At 63.3% G+C, this 17,177-nt stretch carries 20 protein-coding genes; 12 read left to right on the top strand and 8 right to left on the bottom strand.

The genetic code is table 11. The features are described 5' to 3' along the window. The first annotated feature begins 64 nt into the window (after positions 1-64). Positions 65-289, top strand: coding sequence for a bacterioferritin-associated ferredoxin (locus tag ACIBW7_RS20005; protein WP_397048294.1), 225 nt, complete (start codon positions 65-67; stop codon positions 287-289). Positions 290-350: 61 nt separating this feature from the next. After that, on the top strand, positions 351-833 hold the full coding sequence (gene bfr / locus ACIBW7_RS20000; protein WP_397048292.1) for a bacterioferritin: 483 nt from the start codon (positions 351-353) through the stop codon (positions 831-833). 65 nt (positions 834-898) lie between these two features. Here bfr and ACIBW7_RS19995 read toward each other — a convergent pair whose 3' ends face one another. Then, positions 899-1,393: a hypothetical protein gene (locus ACIBW7_RS19995; RefSeq protein ID WP_397048290.1), complete on the bottom strand. Its 495-nt coding sequence runs from the start codon at positions 1,391-1,393 to the stop codon at positions 899-901. Between the two features lie 468 nt (positions 1,394-1,861). Here ACIBW7_RS19995 and ACIBW7_RS19990 point away from each other — a divergent pair, with 468 nt between their 5' ends. The 3 genes from ACIBW7_RS19990 (at position 1,862) to ACIBW7_RS19980 (ending at position 4,245) form a co-directional block, all read left to right on the top strand. After that, positions 1,862-2,305 carry an NUDIX hydrolase gene (locus ACIBW7_RS19990; RefSeq protein ID WP_397048288.1) on the top strand — a complete coding sequence of 148 codons (444 nt, stop codon included), beginning with the start codon at positions 1,862-1,864 and terminating at the stop codon, positions 2,303-2,305. 454 nt (positions 2,306-2,759) lie between these two features. After that, entirely contained in the window at positions 2,760-3,662 is a 903-nt protein-coding gene (locus tag ACIBW7_RS19985; protein ID WP_397048286.1) for an oxygenase MpaB family protein, read from the top strand. Positions 3,663-3,723: 61 nt separating this feature from the next. Next, a complete protein-coding gene (locus tag ACIBW7_RS19980; protein WP_397048284.1) occupies positions 3,724-4,245 on the top strand; it encodes a lytic transglycosylase domain-containing protein in 522 nt (173 codons plus the stop codon). 409 nt (positions 4,246-4,654) lie between these two features. Here ACIBW7_RS19980 and ACIBW7_RS19975 read toward each other — a convergent pair whose 3' ends face one another. Then, the gene (locus ACIBW7_RS19975) at positions 4,655-4,954 is read right to left on the bottom strand and encodes a hypothetical protein (protein ID WP_397048282.1); all 300 of its coding nucleotides are present in this window, start codon (positions 4,952-4,954) and stop codon (positions 4,655-4,657) included. Between the two features lie 417 nt (positions 4,955-5,371). Between ACIBW7_RS19975 and ACIBW7_RS19970 the strand changes: the two genes are divergently transcribed. After that, entirely contained in the window at positions 5,372-6,076 is a 705-nt protein-coding gene (locus ACIBW7_RS19970) for a DUF5995 family protein (RefSeq protein WP_397048280.1), read from the top strand. Between the two features lie 152 nt (positions 6,077-6,228). On the opposite strand, the gene ACIBW7_RS19965 is transcribed toward ACIBW7_RS19970, so the two are convergent. From ACIBW7_RS19965 to ACIBW7_RS19945, 5 genes are all read right to left on the bottom strand, one after another. Continuing rightward, the gene (locus tag ACIBW7_RS19965; protein WP_397048278.1) at positions 6,229-6,525 is read right to left on the bottom strand and encodes a hypothetical protein; all 297 of its coding nucleotides are present in this window, start codon (positions 6,523-6,525) and stop codon (positions 6,229-6,231) included. 339 nt (positions 6,526-6,864) lie between these two features. Beyond that, positions 6,865-7,206 carry a hypothetical protein gene (locus ACIBW7_RS19960; protein ID WP_397048276.1) on the bottom strand — a complete coding sequence of 114 codons (342 nt, stop codon included), beginning with the start codon at positions 7,204-7,206 and terminating at the stop codon, positions 6,865-6,867. A gap of 102 nt (positions 7,207-7,308) precedes the next feature. Continuing rightward, positions 7,309-8,472: an MAB_1171c family putative transporter gene (locus ACIBW7_RS19955; RefSeq protein WP_397048274.1), complete on the bottom strand. Its 1,164-nt coding sequence runs from the start codon at positions 8,470-8,472 to the stop codon at positions 7,309-7,311. Continuing rightward, on the bottom strand, positions 8,469-8,867 hold the full coding sequence (locus tag ACIBW7_RS19950; protein ID WP_397048272.1) for a hypothetical protein: 399 nt from the start codon (positions 8,865-8,867) through the stop codon (positions 8,469-8,471). The genes ACIBW7_RS19955 and ACIBW7_RS19950 overlap by 4 nt, the downstream gene beginning before the upstream one ends. 138 nt (positions 8,868-9,005) lie before the next feature. Next, a complete protein-coding gene (locus ACIBW7_RS19945) occupies positions 9,006-9,434 on the bottom strand; it encodes an XRE family transcriptional regulator (protein WP_397048264.1) in 429 nt (142 codons plus the stop codon). Positions 9,435-10,065: 631 nt separating this feature from the next. Between ACIBW7_RS19945 and ACIBW7_RS19940 the strand changes: the two genes are divergently transcribed. The 3 genes from ACIBW7_RS19940 to ACIBW7_RS19930 all read left to right on the top strand — a co-directional run bounded on the left by ACIBW7_RS19940 (position 10,066) and on the right by ACIBW7_RS19930 (position 13,231). Further along, on the top strand, positions 10,066-10,821 hold the full coding sequence (locus ACIBW7_RS19940) for a tryptophan 2,3-dioxygenase family protein (RefSeq protein WP_397048270.1): 756 nt from the start codon (positions 10,066-10,068) through the stop codon (positions 10,819-10,821). A 95-nt stretch (positions 10,822-10,916) separates the two neighbouring features. Next, on the top strand, positions 10,917-11,945 hold the full coding sequence (locus ACIBW7_RS19935) for an aminotransferase class V-fold PLP-dependent enzyme (protein WP_397048268.1): 1,029 nt from the start codon (positions 10,917-10,919) through the stop codon (positions 11,943-11,945). 29 nt (positions 11,946-11,974) lie between these two features. After that, positions 11,975-13,231 carry a tryptophan 2,3-dioxygenase gene (locus ACIBW7_RS19930; RefSeq protein WP_397048266.1) on the top strand — a complete coding sequence of 419 codons (1,257 nt, stop codon included), beginning with the start codon at positions 11,975-11,977 and terminating at the stop codon, positions 13,229-13,231. A gap of 44 nt (positions 13,232-13,275) precedes the next feature. Here the strand turns inward: ACIBW7_RS19930 and ACIBW7_RS19925 are convergent, their stop codons facing one another. Beyond that, positions 13,276-13,704 (bottom strand): XRE family transcriptional regulator, encoded by a 429-nt coding sequence (locus ACIBW7_RS19925; protein ID WP_397048264.1) that lies wholly within the window; start codon positions 13,702-13,704, stop codon positions 13,276-13,278. A 265-nt stretch (positions 13,705-13,969) separates the two neighbouring features. Here ACIBW7_RS19925 and ACIBW7_RS19920 point away from each other — a divergent pair, with 265 nt between their 5' ends. From ACIBW7_RS19920 to ACIBW7_RS19910, 3 genes are read left to right on the top strand one after another with little or no spacing between them, the layout of a single operon-like run. Continuing rightward, positions 13,970-14,131, top strand: coding sequence for a hypothetical protein (locus ACIBW7_RS19920; protein WP_397048262.1), 162 nt, complete (start codon positions 13,970-13,972; stop codon positions 14,129-14,131). A gap of 57 nt (positions 14,132-14,188) precedes the next feature. Next, complete coding sequence (locus ACIBW7_RS19915; protein WP_397048260.1) at positions 14,189-15,586, top strand: hypothetical protein; 1,398 nt, start codon at positions 14,189-14,191, stop codon at positions 15,584-15,586. A 16-nt stretch (positions 15,587-15,602) separates the two neighbouring features. After that, the gene (locus ACIBW7_RS19910) at positions 15,603-17,177 is read left to right on the top strand and encodes a hypothetical protein (protein ID WP_397048258.1); all 1,575 of its coding nucleotides are present in this window, start codon (positions 15,603-15,605) and stop codon (positions 17,175-17,177) included.

Below are 17,177 nucleotides of genomic sequence, written 5' to 3'. Positions count from 1 at the left end.
ATCGGCATGAAGGTGCTATACATTAGGGGAGGCTTACCTCTTTAGATGAGGCTAACCTCGTGAAGTGTCCCGCTCGCACAATGAGGCATCCGTGTACGTCTGTATCTGCAACGCCGTCTCCGAATCGGACGTGCACAGCTGTGTCGCCGCAGGCGCCAGCTCGACCGCGCAGGTCAAAAAAGCGTGCGGCTGGAAGCCCGGCTGCGGCAGCTGCACCCGGCGCCTTGCCGAGGTCGTCGGCCGAGCCTGCGCGACCCCTGACCAGAACGTCAAGGCGCCCGCAGCATAGTCCGACACGATAGGCCGTCCTTACCGGTTCGCCGATTGTGAGCTGTGACACCATCACAGCCATGGAAGGCGATAAGGAAATCATCACCCTGCTCAACGAGCAGCTGACAGCCGAACTCACGGCCATCAATCAGTACTTCCTGCACGCCAAGATGCAGGAGAACTGGGGTTTCACCAAACTTGCCAAGCACACCCGCCACGAGTCCATCGATGAGATGAAGCATGCGGAGGTGCTCACTGATCGCATCCTCTTCCTCGAGGGGCTGCCCAACTATCAGAAGCTCAACCCGCTGCGCATCGGCCAGACCGTCCCCGAACAGTTGCGGGCCGATCTGAAGATCGAGATGGAGGCCGTGGACCGGCTGCGCGGCGGTATCGAGCTGATGCGCTCGCGCGGTGATGTCACCTCCGCGCGCATCTTCGAGTCCATTCTCGAGGATGAGGAGTCGCACGTCGACTATCTGGAGACCGAACTCGACCTGATAGAGAAGCTGGGCGAGCAACTCTACCTGCAGCGTTATACCGACACCCCGGAAGCCGACTGACATCGTCACCGGTTCCGGTCCGTCGATCTCGGCGCCCGGAACCGGTGATCGTCAGGTGCCGGCACTCAGCGGATCGGCTGCGTGACGGCGTCGTGTTCGTCGTTGACCAGATGGAATGCGATCGCGAGATCATCGATTACCGCCCGCCACGCGGCCTGACTGCCCTCGCCGCGGGGATCGCGGGCCAGCGCCAGCAAAGTGGTGGCGGCGTCGACGGCCTGAACCGCGGCGGCCAGTAGCGCGGGCACTGGAGTCGGGGCATTGCGGGACGCCAGTGTAGCGATGTGGTGACGCAGCCACCGTGCGTCGAACTGCGCCTGCGCCGACACATCGCCTACGGCGTCTTGCTCCGCGGTCGCGGCCATCGACCAGTGGCCCATGTACTGCCCCAGTGGGGCCTGGACTACCAAGTCCCGCAGTTCACTACTGAGCAAACCGTGTAGCCGACCCGCTAGCTCGGCGCGTTCGACGGGCGGTTCGGCCGACCAGCCGGAAGCGGTGTTTTCCAGGTCGGCCTGCAATACCGCCAGCACTGCTCGCAATTGCGCAGCTGTTGCCACCTACGCCCCTCTCCGTCGTTCATTCCGAGCTACCGTTGCGCGACAACACTTCGTGGACCCAAAACGACTACTTAGAACCCTCCCGGCACCCTCCGCTGCGCGTTCGTGTTGAAACGTCCGCCACCCGACGGGTAAGTGCAGACACGACGATACAGAAGCAGGCAATCTCGAGCTACCGACAAGCGGCAGCTAGTAGTCGCTGTATCGACTAGAGGTGAGCCTCAGTTCCGGACACGAACGCCTCGGACTAGTTATCGAAACCGGTACGTTCAATATTTAGAACCATCCGGTGATTGAAGAGCGGCGGTGGAGGTATGTCCGGTCGGCGGGACTACCGGGCGAAATCAATTGCGCGAACACACCTCTGGTGCCTGCTGTCCTGCGGCGGGCACGTCACGTTAATATTGGGATGATTGCTTTCACAGGAATGCGGCTCGTCCGCCCGACCGAAGGCTGGTGAGTCCGCCGATGTCGGTATCGATGTTCGATGAGGCGCTGCCGCGCGGCGAACGTGATGGTGTCGGTCTGCGAGTCGGTGCGATCATCGACCGGGGCGGGGAAGTGTTGTTGCTGGAGGCCCATAGCACCGGACCGCTCCCGCTGACCCGCAAGCTTCCGGGTGCCACCGTGGAACCGGGCGAATCGGTCTCCGCCGCACTGATTCGCGGGGTCCGCGAAGAGACCGGGCTGACCGTCACCGACATCGGCCACCACATCGGCGACTTCGACTACCTGTCGCCGGCCGGAAAACCGGTGCGGCGCTTGCATTTCGCCGTAGCGGTGGCAGCCACCAGCCCGATCGTCCTTTCCGCCCACGCCGATTACGTATGGGCACCGCTGGACGGTGACCTGCTCGTGACGCCATCCATCCGCGGCATCCTCGAAGCCTATAAGGACCTCCTCAGCCGCTGAGCGCCGTTTCGATACTCGATATCGGTTGTGCCCGTGCACTTCTCACACTGAGCGCACCCTGTCGAGCTCGTTGACAGCCCACACCTCCGCGTCGGCCGCGGGGTTCGCGGGATCGGCGATGCTGGACCACCGCTCGCATGGAGCCGACCGCGGATGCCCGGCGCGTGATCGCGGCTCGTCGATTCAGGTTCCTTATGTTATCCGATATTCATGAGCGAACAAGGCGAACAGTTGACTGGCCCTGACCAGCTAAACTTTGGTTAGCGCACGATTTTTCGCCGTTGAGCAGTGTTCTTGCTGGCAATAAGTTATTGTATATTCATGATGCTTCGACCTCTTGGTCGCTGGGGAAGGAGCTGCATGGTCGTCCGGTGCCAGGTCGGGGGGAGAAGAACGACAGAACGTACATACACCTCACTCGACCTCTACAGAACCCGACAACGGAAGGAATCCGATGACCGCCACCGCTGCACCGCTGTCCACGCCGGTGCCACTGACTACCGAGGAAACCCGGATCCGTATTCCGGCCAGCCATCGCTCGCAGACCAAGCGGCCGCTGAAACTCGCTGACGCACTGGATTTCTGGAATTTCGCGGGTGCCGCGGCCAATGTGGTGATGCAGATGGCGCGACCCGGTGTCGGCTATGGCGTTTCGGAGAGCCGAGTGGAGTCCGGCGCGCTGATGGTGCATCCGTGGAAGCGGGCCAGGACCACCACGCAGTATCTGGCGGTCGCGATCCTGGGGACCCAGGATGAGATCGATGCCTATCGGGAGGCGATCAACGTCGCGCACCGTCGAGTGCGGTCGGGTCCCGACAGTCCGGTCAAGTACAACGCCTTCCACCGAGATCTCCAAAAGTGGGTCGCTGCTTGCCTTTTCATCGGTTTCGAAGACACCTACCAGTTGTTGCACGGCAAGATGAACGATGAGCAGGCCGAGCAGTTCTATCAGACCGCTTCCACCCTGGCGACCGGTGTGCAGGTCACCAAGGATATGTGGCCCGCGACTCGCAAGGACTTCGACCGCTACTGGAACGAGGCGAGCAGCCACGCCGTCCTCGACGACAAGGTCCGCGCCTACCTCGATGATCTGCTCAACCTCCGCATGATCCACTGGTATCTGCGGCTGCCGTTCCGAAACCTGTTGAAGTTCTTGACGATCGGTTTTCTGGCGCCGTATTTCAAGGATCAACTCCAGGCCGAATGGACCGATGCCGATCAACGCCGCTTCGAACACCTCTTCCTGTTCGTCGGCTTCGTCAATCGCTTCATCCCACGCTTCCTGCGCTTCGCCCCCACCTACGGGCTGATGCGAGACCTGCGCCGACGCATCCGCAAAAACAAGAGCCTCATCTGAAAGCCCCCTCAGCTCACCTGCAGACATCGCCCCTTAATTCTTTGCCCCCCAGGTCGCGACGGTGGCCATGGCGAAGGCACGGCCGACGTGCCATCTCGGCTGGGTCACCCTGGCTGGGATCGTCCGTGTGGAAAGCGATCACGCCCGATTCGGCGGTGCCACCATCGCGGCCGACGGTCGGGTGCGCCCACCGATCCGCGGAATCGCTCTGAACGGGACCGGCGGCAATGCCCTGATCATCAATCCCAACGCCACGGCGAGAGCCGGGCGCACGGTGTATGCCCGTGCGATGGGACCGTTTCAGTTCATCCCTGACACCTGGAAACGCCGGGGTGTGCGCGCCGGCACCGACTACAACACCCTCGCCAAAACCTTGGAGACCGGCAAACCCGCGGCCGCCAGCGATCTTTCGGGTAGCCCCGACAACATCGACGATGCGGCGCTGGCCGCGGGCCGCTATCTGTGCGCGGCCGGCGGTGACCTGGCCACCGTCCGTGGCTGGCGGCAAGCCATCCCGGCCTACAACCACTCCACCGTCTACGTCAACCAAGTACGCAGCGCCGCAATCGGTTACGAGAGCTGACTGCCGGCGGCTCAGGGTGCGTAGCCACGCTGGACGAAGGCGATGTATTGATGCGCAAGCGCTGCGACGGTCTATCCTGCGAGTACGGTCGAGGTGATGATGGCGGACCGCAACCGGGTTGCGCGAGTGGGTGAGTGATCATGAATACGAGAACGCCGGAGACGGTGAAATGCCGGGGATGTCGCTGCTGGTGGCCTTTGAGCGCGCACAATGTGTGCCATTGTTCCCAATGCCATCAGACGTTCACCGGTGACAAGGCCGCGACTTTGCATTTGGTGGTGGATTATCGCCACAAACCGCACGTCGTCTGCCGTACGCCGCAGAGCGTCGGCCTTGTTGATGCCGGCCGCGATTACCCCTGCTGGGGCTTGCCGCAGAATTAGCCGGTTCTGATCTTGCCCGGTCCGGACTACTGGCCGGTCGTGCTCTGGTCCTGCTGGGCGAGGACGAAGGTGCCCTGGCCGTTCGGATCCAGTTCGGTGTCGAGGATCTTGTCGTCCAGGAAGGCGGCGGCTTGCTCGTCCAAGAACACCCGCGACCCTTCCGCGGTCAGGACCTGGTCCTGCTCGGCCGGTCCCGCCGCGATCGCGAGCGACATCGTCTCGGCGCCGTCGGTCGTGGAGATCCGCAGCCCGGCATCCGTGGGCGTGCCGTTTGCGGAGGTGATGGTGCGAACTGCCTCGATGGCATTGGGGGTGAGCATCAGCATGCGTCTGGTTTCCTTCCGCTGTCGTCACAGTCGGCCGAGGTAAGTGGCCGCCTGCATTTCCTGCGGGCTAGTCTCCAGCCCAGATCGTGCGCCGGTGGCGTCCTCGGCACCGGCATCCTCCTAGCAGTAACCACGAACCGGCTCGCGCAAACTACCTTTTTCGCCGACCTGCGTTAGTCGATGGGGGCAGGCAGCCGCGGCGCGGCTGGTGCGGCCGTACGCAGTGGCCCCGGGAAGTGATTCCATGATGTTTGTCCGAAGTAATCCGTTGCTGCTCATGGTCGTTCGCCCAGCGATACCGTGGCAGTCGGAAGGGTTCGATCAACGACGGAGGTGGGTGGCGGATCAACCCTCCAGGGCCTATTCGACCGCGCAGGCAGTAACTCCGCCGTGCCGAGGACTGCAGAGGAGGAGATCATGACAACGGTTCAAATTCCCGGTCCCGTCGCCGAGGTCATCCGGCGAATGCACGACATCAAGGACGAGCTCGATCCGCGCGACGGCGTCGCGTGCTTCAACAACATGTATTTGCGTGTCACCGAATTGGTCGGCGCACAGCTCACCGCGGGATTCTTCGCCGACTCCGAATTCGTCGAACGCCTCGATGTGGTGTTCGCGCAGCTGTATTTCGATGCGGTCGCCGCCGACAAGGGCGGCAAGTGGCCGAATCCAGTCTGGCAGCCGGTCTTCGATTCCCGGTCCAACCGCACCGTGTGGCCACTCCAGTTCGCGTTGGCGGGCATGAATGCCCACATCAACCACGATTTGCCGATGGCAGTTGTGATGACCTGCAAGGAGCGGTCCACCACACCGGACACCAAACCGGTGCACGCCGACTATTTGAAGGTCAATGAGCTGCTGGCCAGAGTCGAGGCCGAGGTTCGCGCGGAATACGAGCCGCAGTTGCTCCGGCTGACCACCAAGGATGCCGAGACACTGAAGCACATCCTGTGCAGCTTCAGCATCGCCCACGCCAGGGACGCCGCTTGGGCCACGACGCAGGCGCTCTGGATGCAACGCAACAACAGCATGCTCCGCCGTATGACCGAGCGCGGACTCGAAGAAAGCGTCGGCGCCACGGGGCGGCTGCTCCTCACACCCGTAGCCCCGCCGCCGAAGTAGACCTCAGTTTGTGTGTTCGCCGGTTCGAGACCGGCTGGCTCGGTTGACGTTTCGCAGGACGAGTAGCCGGCCGTGGCACGGATCGCGGTGGAGCCCACCTCAGGGCTCCACCGCAACCTCGGCTGACGATCCCCACCGTCCTCGTCGTCCGCTCAGAACGTGCCTGCCGCCGGCACCGGCTGGAAGAATTTCATACTTGTCGGCGGTCCCGGGATCCCAGCGGCTTGGATTACCCGGGCGATCTTGGGGTTGTTGTCGAAGAACTTGCGGAACGATTCTTCGCTTTCCCATTCATCGATGACAACGATCTCTCCGTCGCCCTGGTGGAGTCGGCCCATGTTTTTCGCATCCTGGGTGATCTCCTGCAACAGATCCCGGTTGGAATCAAAAGACTGCTTGGCTGCGGATACATCGTCGGTCTTGAAATGCAACTCTACGACGACAGCCATTACTGGCCTCCTCGGGTCGTCTTCAGAGGGTTTCTCGGACTGTCGAGTCATACTGCTGTCAGGTCTCGGCCGTGACCGAAGCGCCACGGTCGTCGAGGTGCCGACACGAATATTGTGACCAGTGCCGTGAAACGCCGCGAGAGGTCTGTCGCCATGTCCGGAGGGCGTATCGCAGCTCAGTGACGCTGCTCCGGTAATCATCTCCACTCGTTCGTGGAATTGATTCCGAATAATTACCACAATTGCCGACGCTGCTCCTGAGGGAATTGAGTGCATGGGGGTTCTCGTCGGCGTTGAGCCGCAAATGGACGAAATTGTGTCCGGAGGGGGTATCGACCACTACGTCCACGCGTTTACCAATTGCGATTTCACATCGAGTCCTGCCGCGGTCGGGCTGTCCTCCGGGATCTCGCAGGGATCCCACCCCCACCGGAAGCCTTCGTGGGCGTGCTGGTGCTGCTGGTCGACGAAGGGCTGGGTGAGCATTGTTGTCGGGAGTGCTGACGGAGCTTGTTGGGCAACGGCTTTCGCGATCGCTTCGGTATCGGTGTGCAAATCTGCTCGCAGTCCCGGCGAGTCGATGACGGGGAATGTCTCGGAGACTCCGGACCAGTCCTTGCCCCATGTCTCGACCGTCACGATCAGGTTGTCGATGGCGAATTTCACGCTGCCCCGCGGCACCGCATACCTCCACCTCCGTGCCGAGCCGGCCTGACGGCGGCCGTCGCGAGCTTGGTTCCCGGCCCGTGTTCGGCGAGTTCCGGCGGTGCTCGGACGCGGCAGCTATACCTCAGCGTTGCGACGTACGATCTCGGAAGATCGCAAGGCGCGGCTGATACGTCCGAGCCATTCGGCTTCGTCGAGTAGCGTGTCAGCGCCACCGTTTTCGGCAGACAAGGTCATCGTCGTGTTGTGCCGAGCCGGTATGCCTGCCTGCTTCGCCTGGATTGCGGCCGCGATGACGGCCGCCTCGATCATTGGGCCGCGCTCATGGTCTGGCAGGCCGAGCGCCGCGGACCGTTCGGCGGCGAGTCGCCGCACCTGTGGATCGGCGTACCCGCGCAACGCCAGTTGCGCGTCCCGAATATCGATGACCCGGCGACAGAGCCGGAATTCGGCGTCCCGCAAAGGATTCCATTCGCGGTCGACCGGGAAGGGCACAGCGCTGGCCGTGCCGGTGGCGGATGCCAGGTGCCGGCTCAGCGCGCTTAGTTGTCGTTCGGTTCGGTGGCATCGGTAAGCGTGGAGCAGCGACCCGAAAACCTCACCGCCCGAGGGGAGTGCCATGCCTGCGATGACGATGAGTAATCCGGTTACGGTGAGTAGCCCGTCGACGACGGCATACATCGGCTGGGGTGGGTGGCCGAGATCGGCTACGACGAGTGTGTAGGCGAGGAAGGCCAGACGCGCGAGCACGACGATGCCGCCTATCGCGATGACGCGGAATCCGATGCGTAACCACGGCTTCGCGGTGAGCGCGGCATAGCGGAACCCGAACACGACCGCCGCGACGGCGCTGACACCGACGTAGCAGATGAACAGATACCGATACCGCGTACCGTTCGGAGACGTCGACGAGGAAATGGCAAACAGCGAGACAACGGCGGCGACGACAACAACGAACCCCGTGTAGCACAGCCGCGACCTGCGGCGAGCAATCTCGGTCCGTGTCGTGAGGTACACGAACCATATCTGGCTCGCGCATACCGCGAGCATGGCTGTGACGTCACTGAGCAAGATGCCGATTTCCGGAACATGGGTGTGGTAGTCGATGGCATCGGATTCCAGCCAGACCGCCATGGTCGCCAAGATCGCGCCGGCGAACAGCGCACTCGCACGGTGCATCCCGTTGTCCGGATCCCGCATGATGTCGCGAGCCTTGATGGCGAGGACGGTGACGCAAGCGAGCGCCGTGAGCAAGATGAGGAGAATCGGGTGGGAGGTCACAGTGAGTTATCCAAGCGGCGGACTATGTCGGCAATCGCTGGATCGGCAGCGACGGTAACCGGCTGGCTCGAGCGTTGTGCGCGCCGAAGGAGCAACGTCGCCGTCATCTCCGCCTCGGCCTCCTGCTCGGTCGATCCGCAGGATCGGGCGAGAACCTGTCCCTCGATCTGATGAGCGATGTGCACGAACAGGCAGTGCTGTCGGTTATCGCCGATCGGCTGCCCCGTGTGACCGAGAAGTAGATGTGCGAGTTCGTGGAAGATGATCTGCTGGCGGTGGATTGGACTGGCCGACTCTTCGTAGATGACGGAATGCCCGTGTTCGTCGGTGATCAGCAAGCCGAGTGGACTCGCCGGCGGCAAGGCCATCGGGATCAGTTCGATCCGTCTACCCAAAAGACTCTCCAGCCGCTCGCATACCTCGTCGATACCGAAACGAACCGGTAGCCCAAGCGTGTCGATTCGCCGTTCGCAGCGCTTCCGCAAGTCAGTGGTCCGCATGGCAGTCCTTGGTCGGTCGAGGTTCTTCGGGTGTTATTGGTCGTTGGACGGGCCTGCGGGTAGTCGCTCCAATCGGCGGAAACGATTGATCACGTCGGTCACCGCGGCCAGGCTTTCGGCGGACAGACCCGCCGCCCGCAACGCCATATCACGCACACCGGCGTCTCGCATGGCGGCCAGCAAACCCAATTCGGCGTCGACCTCACGACTGGTCTCATCGTCGAAGAAGTACGCAGCAGGAACTCCGAAGAACCGAGCCAGCGCACTCAGGTGCCGAAAGGTCGGGTTGTCCCGTTGACCGGTACGCAAATACCAGACATACGAGCCCGACATCTTCACCCCCTGATCGCGGGTGACCGCGGTGGCGACCTCCTCGTTGCTGAACTCGCGGCCGTCGGGCCTGCGTACGACGTCGAACAGATGGGTCAATTTCGACGCCAACGTCGAGGCTGTTTCGTCCACCGATCGCCTTCCCGTCAACTGGAATGGTTACCAACCATTATCGCTTGACAACCGTTGACAGGGCCCGCCAGGCATGGCAATAATCAGGCTCGTCAACTGACGTGAAGGGAATGTCAGCCTCACAGTCACACATGTTGACACGCTGGCAGATGCGTTATGCCGTGGCGAGATGGCCGGCAGAGGGCAGGAGCCACACCGGAGGACCGATCGTCGGCGGCGCCCTCGGTGCACCGCGACATTGCTCGACACCGGCGCGAGGAGGCTACGGCCCTGACACATGTGGATCAACCGTTATGGGTCGATCCCGATGAGTTGCGCGCGTTGGTGCGGAGCTACATCAGCTCGCCAAAGACGGTGTGCGGTGACCGGTTCCGGGAGTTGCGGGGCCGGCCGATGGGATGAGCTACCTGGGCTTGCTCCGCCCGAGACGTTCACAATCCCCAACTCATCGAGAACCTCTCCGGTCTCGCTTACCTGTGTTGCCGGCGATCCGCCTTCGCAGGACCACCGAACCGTGTCGGTCGGTTACGAACACCGCCGGTCCTGTCGGCTCCGATAGTGAATTTACCCGCACCACGAAGACCGGGTACCGGATCGCAGGATAATTGGCTCCGATTGCAAGAAGGACAACATGAATTTCAACCCCGTGGCGGCGATGAAGGATTACTCCCAGCAGATATTGAGTGGAGAGGGCGATAACGACTATGCCCGCTACATGCGCACTGATCGACTTCTGGATCTGCAGCGTCGCCCGGACGAGATGGTGCACCGTGACGAGTTACTGTTCCAAATCGTCCATCAGTCGACCGAGCTGTGGCTCAAGCTGGCCTGCGCCGAGTTACGCAAGGCGTCCGACGATATCGATAATTCCGATCTGAACAGCGCAATCGCATTGTTGACCCGAGCATCTCTGGCAATGGGGCTTATCGCCGACCAGTTGGAGATGATGCGCCATCTGTCACCGTGGGACTTCCAAACGATCCGTACCGTTCTCGGCCACGGTTCTGGATCTGATTCTCCTGGCTGGCTTTCGGTGCGGCGGGATAGCCGGACTATCGGGAAATCGTTCACCACGTTCGTGCAGAATCGGGGCGTCGACCTTGCCGAAGTATATCGGGCAGAGCAGCAATCCGAAATACACCGCCTGGCCGAGGCTCTGATCGAATGGGATGAGCGGGTATCTTTGTGGCGGGTGCGGCACTTCAAGATTACCGCACGGTTGATCGGACATCACGCCACCGGCACACAGGGCACGCCAGTCGCAATGCTGGCCAAATTGATCTCGCACAGGTTTTTTCCCGAACTGTGGGAAATCAGAAGTTTCCTTACAGAGACCGGCCCGATGGCAGAGCCGAATGCCGATCCTGCCCAGGAAGTTCGGCGATGAATCGTCGGCCGATGTCTCCCGAGACATTCCGATCCCACTTTCCGATGTTGCAACGCGCAGTACATCTGGCTACTTGCAGCCTTGGGGCGCGTTCGGTGGAGCTCGACCGTGCCTTGGCTCGGATGCTGGCGGAGATGACCCGTGTCGGCGCAGCATGGGAGGCATTCGAGGGCCAGGTCAGTGTGGCACGAAATCGGTTTGCGGCACTGATCGGTGCGCGGGTCGACCAAGTGGCGGTAGTTCCCAATGCATCGATCGGCGCCTACCAGATCGCCTCCACTCGGAGCTGGCAAACTCGGCCTCGTATCGTCACCACAACCGCCGAATTTCCGTCTATTGCCCATGTCTGGCGTGCCCAGCGGCGGTGCGGTGCCGAGGTTGTGGACGCCGGTCATACCGTGGATAGCTTCACAGCTCTCATCGACCGAACAACCCGCTTGGTTTCGGTGCCTTTGATCAGCTATCAGCATGCCGTGCGGCTGCCGGTCGTCGAAGTGGTGCAGGCTGCGCACGCGGCCGGTGCCGAAGTCTTCGTCGACGCCTATCAGGCGGTTGGTGTGGATCCCGTGGACGTCGGAAGCCTCGGCTGCGATTTCCTCGTTGCGGGTACTTCGAAGTATTTACTCGGCTTGCCCGGCTTCGCCTTCCTCTACGCCCGTGCGCCCGAATATTCCGACCACATGCCGACTTTGACAGGCTGGTTCGGGCGAGTCGACCCATATGCCTTCAACTCCTTCCAATTGGATTACCCGGCATCGGCGAATAGATTCGAAACCGGTACACCGGCCGTGCCGGCATGCTATGCCGCGGTGGCGGGACTGCAGCTTGTCGGTGAGCTGGATCTCGCACTTGTTCGCGAGCACGTGTGGCGCCTCGGCGAATTGGCTCGCGAGCAGTTGAGCGCACAAGGTGAGCGTGTGCGTGCCGCCCCGCCCGAGCGCCGTGGCGCACATATCGGAATTATCGACGCCGACCCCGCCGGACTCGGTCGCCAATTGGCCGGACATGACATCGCGGTCAGCCCACGTCACGACGTGGTAAGGGTGTCGTTTCACTACTACAGCAATGCCGAGGACGTCACCGCCCTATGTGCAGCCCTGCGTCACATCCGACGTGCGTTCTGAATTTCTTTTGCATCGATAGAAAGGCTCTGATGTCCACCGCTGAACTCATGTCGTGGCTGTGCGTGCCGGCGGCTGAACGATTCCCTTATGACGCAGTCCTTCGCGGGTATCACAGTGTCGGCAAGCACTTCGTGCCCGCCGATACCTTGGACCTGCTCGACCAGGCCCGCGCGGTACTGCCCGGGCTCGGTGGTCCTTGGCCCCCAGTGCGAGTCCTCGCCGCATTTCTGGACTGTGCGCTGGATAAACTGGACAACCGATATGACTACCCGACCTACTTGGCGCTGCGACTGCTCGAGTTGCCCGTCGTCGACGACCCGATAGAGCAGGCGCTTTTCGCGCGGTCCCGGTGTGATCGGCGCACGGTACAACTTCTCGCGGATGTTCTAGCCTTCGAACTAGCCGCGATACAGGACCGAACCACACTGTTGCCGACGATGCGTCCGCCACGGAATGTTGTCAACAAGCGGATTCGGCATGGATTGCGCGCGATCCGGCCAGCGCTGGAGCGATTAGCACTGGACCGCGAGTTGACCGATGACGAGCCAGTCATCCGGGCGCAACAAGTCAGCGCACTCGTGCACGCCGATATGTCCTTCGCGGAGCGGCGCGTGCTCGAGTTGAGTATGCTGCCCGTCTACACCATGCACGACGAGTACCTGTTTCTTCGGGTGCTGCAGACCTTCGAAACAACCTTCTCGCTTCTGGCCATGCACCTGCGTGGTGCCGTGGCAGCACTGGCCGCCGGCGATGTGAGCCGAGCGGTCTACTTCATCAGCAACTCGACGACCGCGCTGCGCGAGGCGGCACCGCTGTTCTCGATGCTTGCCACGATGCAGATCGAGTCCTTCCGGACGTTTCGTCAGTTCACCGAGGGTGCCAGCGCGATCCAGTCGCGAAGCTACAAGCTCGTCGAGTCGCTGTGTCGGCGCCCGGACGCCGAGCGTGTCGACTCGCCCGCTTACCACTCGGTGCCTGAGGTGCGCGGCCGGGTTCTGGCTGGTCAGGAATGCACGCTCGACGATGCCTACGCCGGTGCGAGAAGCTCGGGTGACATCGGCGGATCCGAACTGGCGCGGCTGGCACAGGTGATGGCGGACTTCTCGACCGCTCTGCTCCGCTGGCGCGCCACTCACTATCGACTTGCGCTGCGCATGCTCGGCGGTGCCAGTGGCACGGGATATACCGAGGGCACCCCCTACTTGGCGGCCTCGCGCACGATTCCGGTTTTCATCACCGTCGAGTCCGTCAGCGACGTGGCTCCCGACAAGCCGATCGTGGTCTGACACCTCCGCATGGCAGTCCTTGGTCGGTCGAGGTTCTTCGGGTGTTATTGGTCGTTGGACGGGCCTGCGGGTAGTCGCTCCAATCGGCGGAAACGATTGATCACGTCGGTGACCGCGGCCAGGCTTTCGGCGGACAGACCCGCCGCCCGCAACGCCATATCACGCACACCGGCGTCTCGCATGGCGGCCAGCAAACCCAATTCGGCGTCGACCTCACGACTGGTCTCATCGTCGAAGAAGTACGCAGCAGGAACTCCGAAGAACCGAGCCAGCGCACTCAGGTGCCGAAAGGTCGGGTTGTCCCGTTGACCGGTACGCAAATACCAGACATACGAGCCCGACATCTTCACCCCCTGATCGCGGGTGACCGCGGTGGCGACCTCCTCGTTGCTGAACTCGCGGCCGTCGGGCCTGCGTACGACGTCGAACAGATGGGTCAATTTCGACGCCAACGTCGAGGCTGTTTCGTCCACCGATCGCCTTCCCGTCAACTGGAATGGTTACCAACCATTATCGCTTGACAACCGTTGACAGACAACGTCGGGCGTGGTGCAATCGAGTCATCAACTGATGTGAATCAGTTTCGATATCACAGTCACGCATGTTGACATGATTGGCATCACGCGCGGGCGGGGGTTCCGAAGGGAGATCATGTGGGTCAACCGTTTGGGAGCGATCCCGATGAGTTGCGTGCGCTAACACTGGAACTGCACCAGCTCACCGGAGGAGACAGCACGGATGGCGGCGGAATCGAACGCCGACCGCGCCCACGAAGCGGAGTGCTGGGGCGACGACGAACCTGGAAAGACCTTCGCCCGAACGCATGTGCCCGGAATGCAGCAGGGCGTGGACGGCTTCGAGGATCTCGAGGCGAACCTCCGCGCCATACCGTCGAGGTGACGAGTCGGGGTCTCGGGTCTCGGCGTATTCGTGGTTGCGAACATGTCGGGGTGTGCGGTGACCAGTTCTGGGGGTGAGGATCTTGCGGCGTTGGCCGAGCGGATCGCGGATGGGCTGCGTGAGCTTGTCCCGCCGGGGTGGCAACGGTTGGAGGCGTGGTTCGCGATGACCGTGGTCGCCGAATCGGTGCTGCTGACGGTCGACGATGGCAGCCGGTCGATTCGGTACCAGGTGTCGGATGCGGTGTGGGAGATGGTGCGTCGGCATCGGCAGCTGTCTGCGGGCTCGGAGTATGGGCCGTGGTGGCGGCTGCTGGTGCGCATCGACGCCGACGGTGTCGAGGTCGTCGCCGACCAAGGTGCGGAGGAGCCGTTCCCCGGTGAGCAGTTGTTCGCACCGGATGCCTATCTGGCTGACGTGGAACGCTATCCGCGCGGTCGGTTGCCGGTGTGGTTGGCGGCTTACATCGGGCACGGTGAACGCCAGTCGAGGTCACCGCAGGCTGCCGTGGACGGGATACGTGCGGACCGGCGTGCGGGTGTGCGGGCGGTGGCCGTGGATGGCGAACTGCCGGATCTGGCGGTGTTGTGGGCGCGATGGGCGGTGCTGGCTGCGGCCTTCGTAGCGGTCGAATCGAGGCGGGGACCGCGGATCGGACCATCGGTGGGCATCTTCGAAAGTGCGGGACGCAGCGGCTCGACGTTGACTCTGCTGCCCGGTGGCCGGGCGGTGCTCTCGGGCGGCGTGTGGGATGCGCCGGTCTTGGACGCCGCATACAACGGGAGTGGCGCGATGCCGAAATTGTTTGCGGGAGCACCGGATTGGGTGGCGAACCCGGTGCTCAATCCGCGTGCGGCAACCGGATTGCTGTCGTTTTGTTACTGGTGGGAGGCCGGTCGATGGCATCGGGGCGAATCCGCTCCGATACCGGAGTGCGCGCCGGCGCTGCCTGCGGTGTGGACCGTCTCGACGGTCGCGGGAGTTGTCGGCAGCCTGCTGGGTGACCAGTCGGCTGAAAACCCGCAAGCCGCCGAACTGTTGGTGTTGGCGGCGCAGGCGGGTGCGGTGACTCGCGAGGCGATGGTGCAGGTCGTCGGCGATGGCGACGGAGTCGACATCGACGGTGGACTATTCCAGTTGATGCTGGCGGATCTGGTTGCCGATGACGTCGCCGGGATCCGCGAAGCGGATGCGCTCGATCTGGTCCGGGATCACATCCGCCAGCGGAGTTACGACACCACCGGATACTCGCTGTCGACGTTGCGGGCCGATCGCATCAGCGTGGGCTGGTTGGTGCGTTCGCCGGTGCCGGACGGCGATATGGCTTTAGACCGTTCGGTTTTCTATGTCGCTGACGATGGCATCGTGGAGCGCTCCACCTCTTCGGTGCCGCTGTCGGTGTTCGTCACCGATTTCGAGCGACGGTTCCGGATACGTAGCAGCGGCCGAGTCTGACCGACGGGGTTGGGACGTGAACGGTGAAGTTCGGTTGGATCCGGACAGTCTGCGAAATCAGGGAGCGCGGCTGTCCGAACTCGGTGACCGCGTGGGGCAGACCTATGCGGACTTGCGGGATTGCCTGGCACAGTCCGAAGGCAGCTGGGGCGACGACGATATCGGCCTCGCGTTCGCCGAGAATTTCAGGCCGCACGCCGATCAGTTGCTGGCCGATGTGCGGGCAATGGAGGAGAGCCTGCACGGCACGGCCGCCGGAATCATCGACGCCGCACGCCAATTCGAGGCGCAGGACGCCTATCTTGCGGCCCAGGTAGGCACCACCGCCGGCGACGTAGACCCGAACATCGGGGAGCCGGCTCCGCAGCTGGACGGCCCCGGCGGCACGCCTGCGCTCGCCGGCACGCACTCACCTGTGACGTCTGATCCCGCGGCGACATCTCCGCCAGCGGACGGCCGGCCGTATCCCATGGACCGGGCGCAGCCCACCGAACGATCCGCGCCCGGCGGCCCGCGGTCTCCGGACGCTTCCACAGGGCGGTCCACGCCGCAGGACGGTCCGCGGCCCCCGGATTCTTCGGATCGGACAGGCCAGGGATCGGATCGGACAGGCCGAGAGGACAGTGGCAAATCCGGCAACCCTGTCGGCGATTCCGGTCGCCGGCCCTCGTTCTCTCCCGTGTTGCCTCCGTCCTCCCCGGTGTTGCCCCCGGCCACCACGCGGAATGCGGTCCGGTTGCCGGGCACGGCGTCCGGACCGCGGCCAGCGGTCGATATCGGACGGCGAGACACCCCGTGGACCGGGCAACGGCCCCGGACACCCGGCTCGCCTGCGAGTGCCCAGCCGAGTTCCTCGAGCCCTCGGTACGGTTCCCCGCCGCGTTCGAACAAGCCCACCGACGAACCGCAGCGCGGGCGTGATCGGCGCGGTTCCGACGGGCGACCGGTTTCCGATCCCGTGGTCGGGTGGCTGGCGCGGAGGTTGGCCGAGCAGCACGGTGTCCGTGTAACCGGATTCGATACACCCGGCCTGCAGGTGTCGGCGGTGCGGGAATTCGTAGCCGCGGTGGACCGGGTGCTCACCGACTACCCGGCGATCGTCCTGGATGTCGTCGCGGTGGCAGAACTCGGCGCCGAATCGGGCCTGGTGCGGTGGAGTGCCGAACCGCGCGAATCCCGGGGCGCAGCTCGCTCGATCACTCTCGACCAGCGGACCGCGCAGGAGCCGAGGGAAGTTACCGCCGCGGACACCGACGCCGAGCCGAGTATCTACGCGGCCACGTTAGGTGAATTCGGCCGGGCGCTCGATGGCGCCGGTGGCGGTCTCGCACGCAGGCAGGCGCAGCGCGTCCTGCTCGCGGAGTACCTGCGGCGGGAGCCGGGAGGACACCGCACACTCGCCGAGGTGGTACGCGGTTACCAGCGCTGGCGTGCCGAGTTGACCGGAAATGCCACGGCCCAAGGCGGATTCGACGTGAGTCGGGCCTTCGGCGCCGCGTTTGCCGACGTAGTGCTGCGCGGTAACGATGCCGGCGTCCAGGCGAAAACACTGCATGCGGTGCTCGTGGCCGCGGCCTCTCGGCCGGGGTAG

This window comes from Nocardia sp. NPDC049526 (assembly GCF_044465765.1).
Lineage (GTDB): Bacteria > Actinomycetota > Actinomycetes > Mycobacteriales > Mycobacteriaceae > Nocardia.
This window is presented reverse-complemented; position numbering and strand designations above follow the sequence as displayed.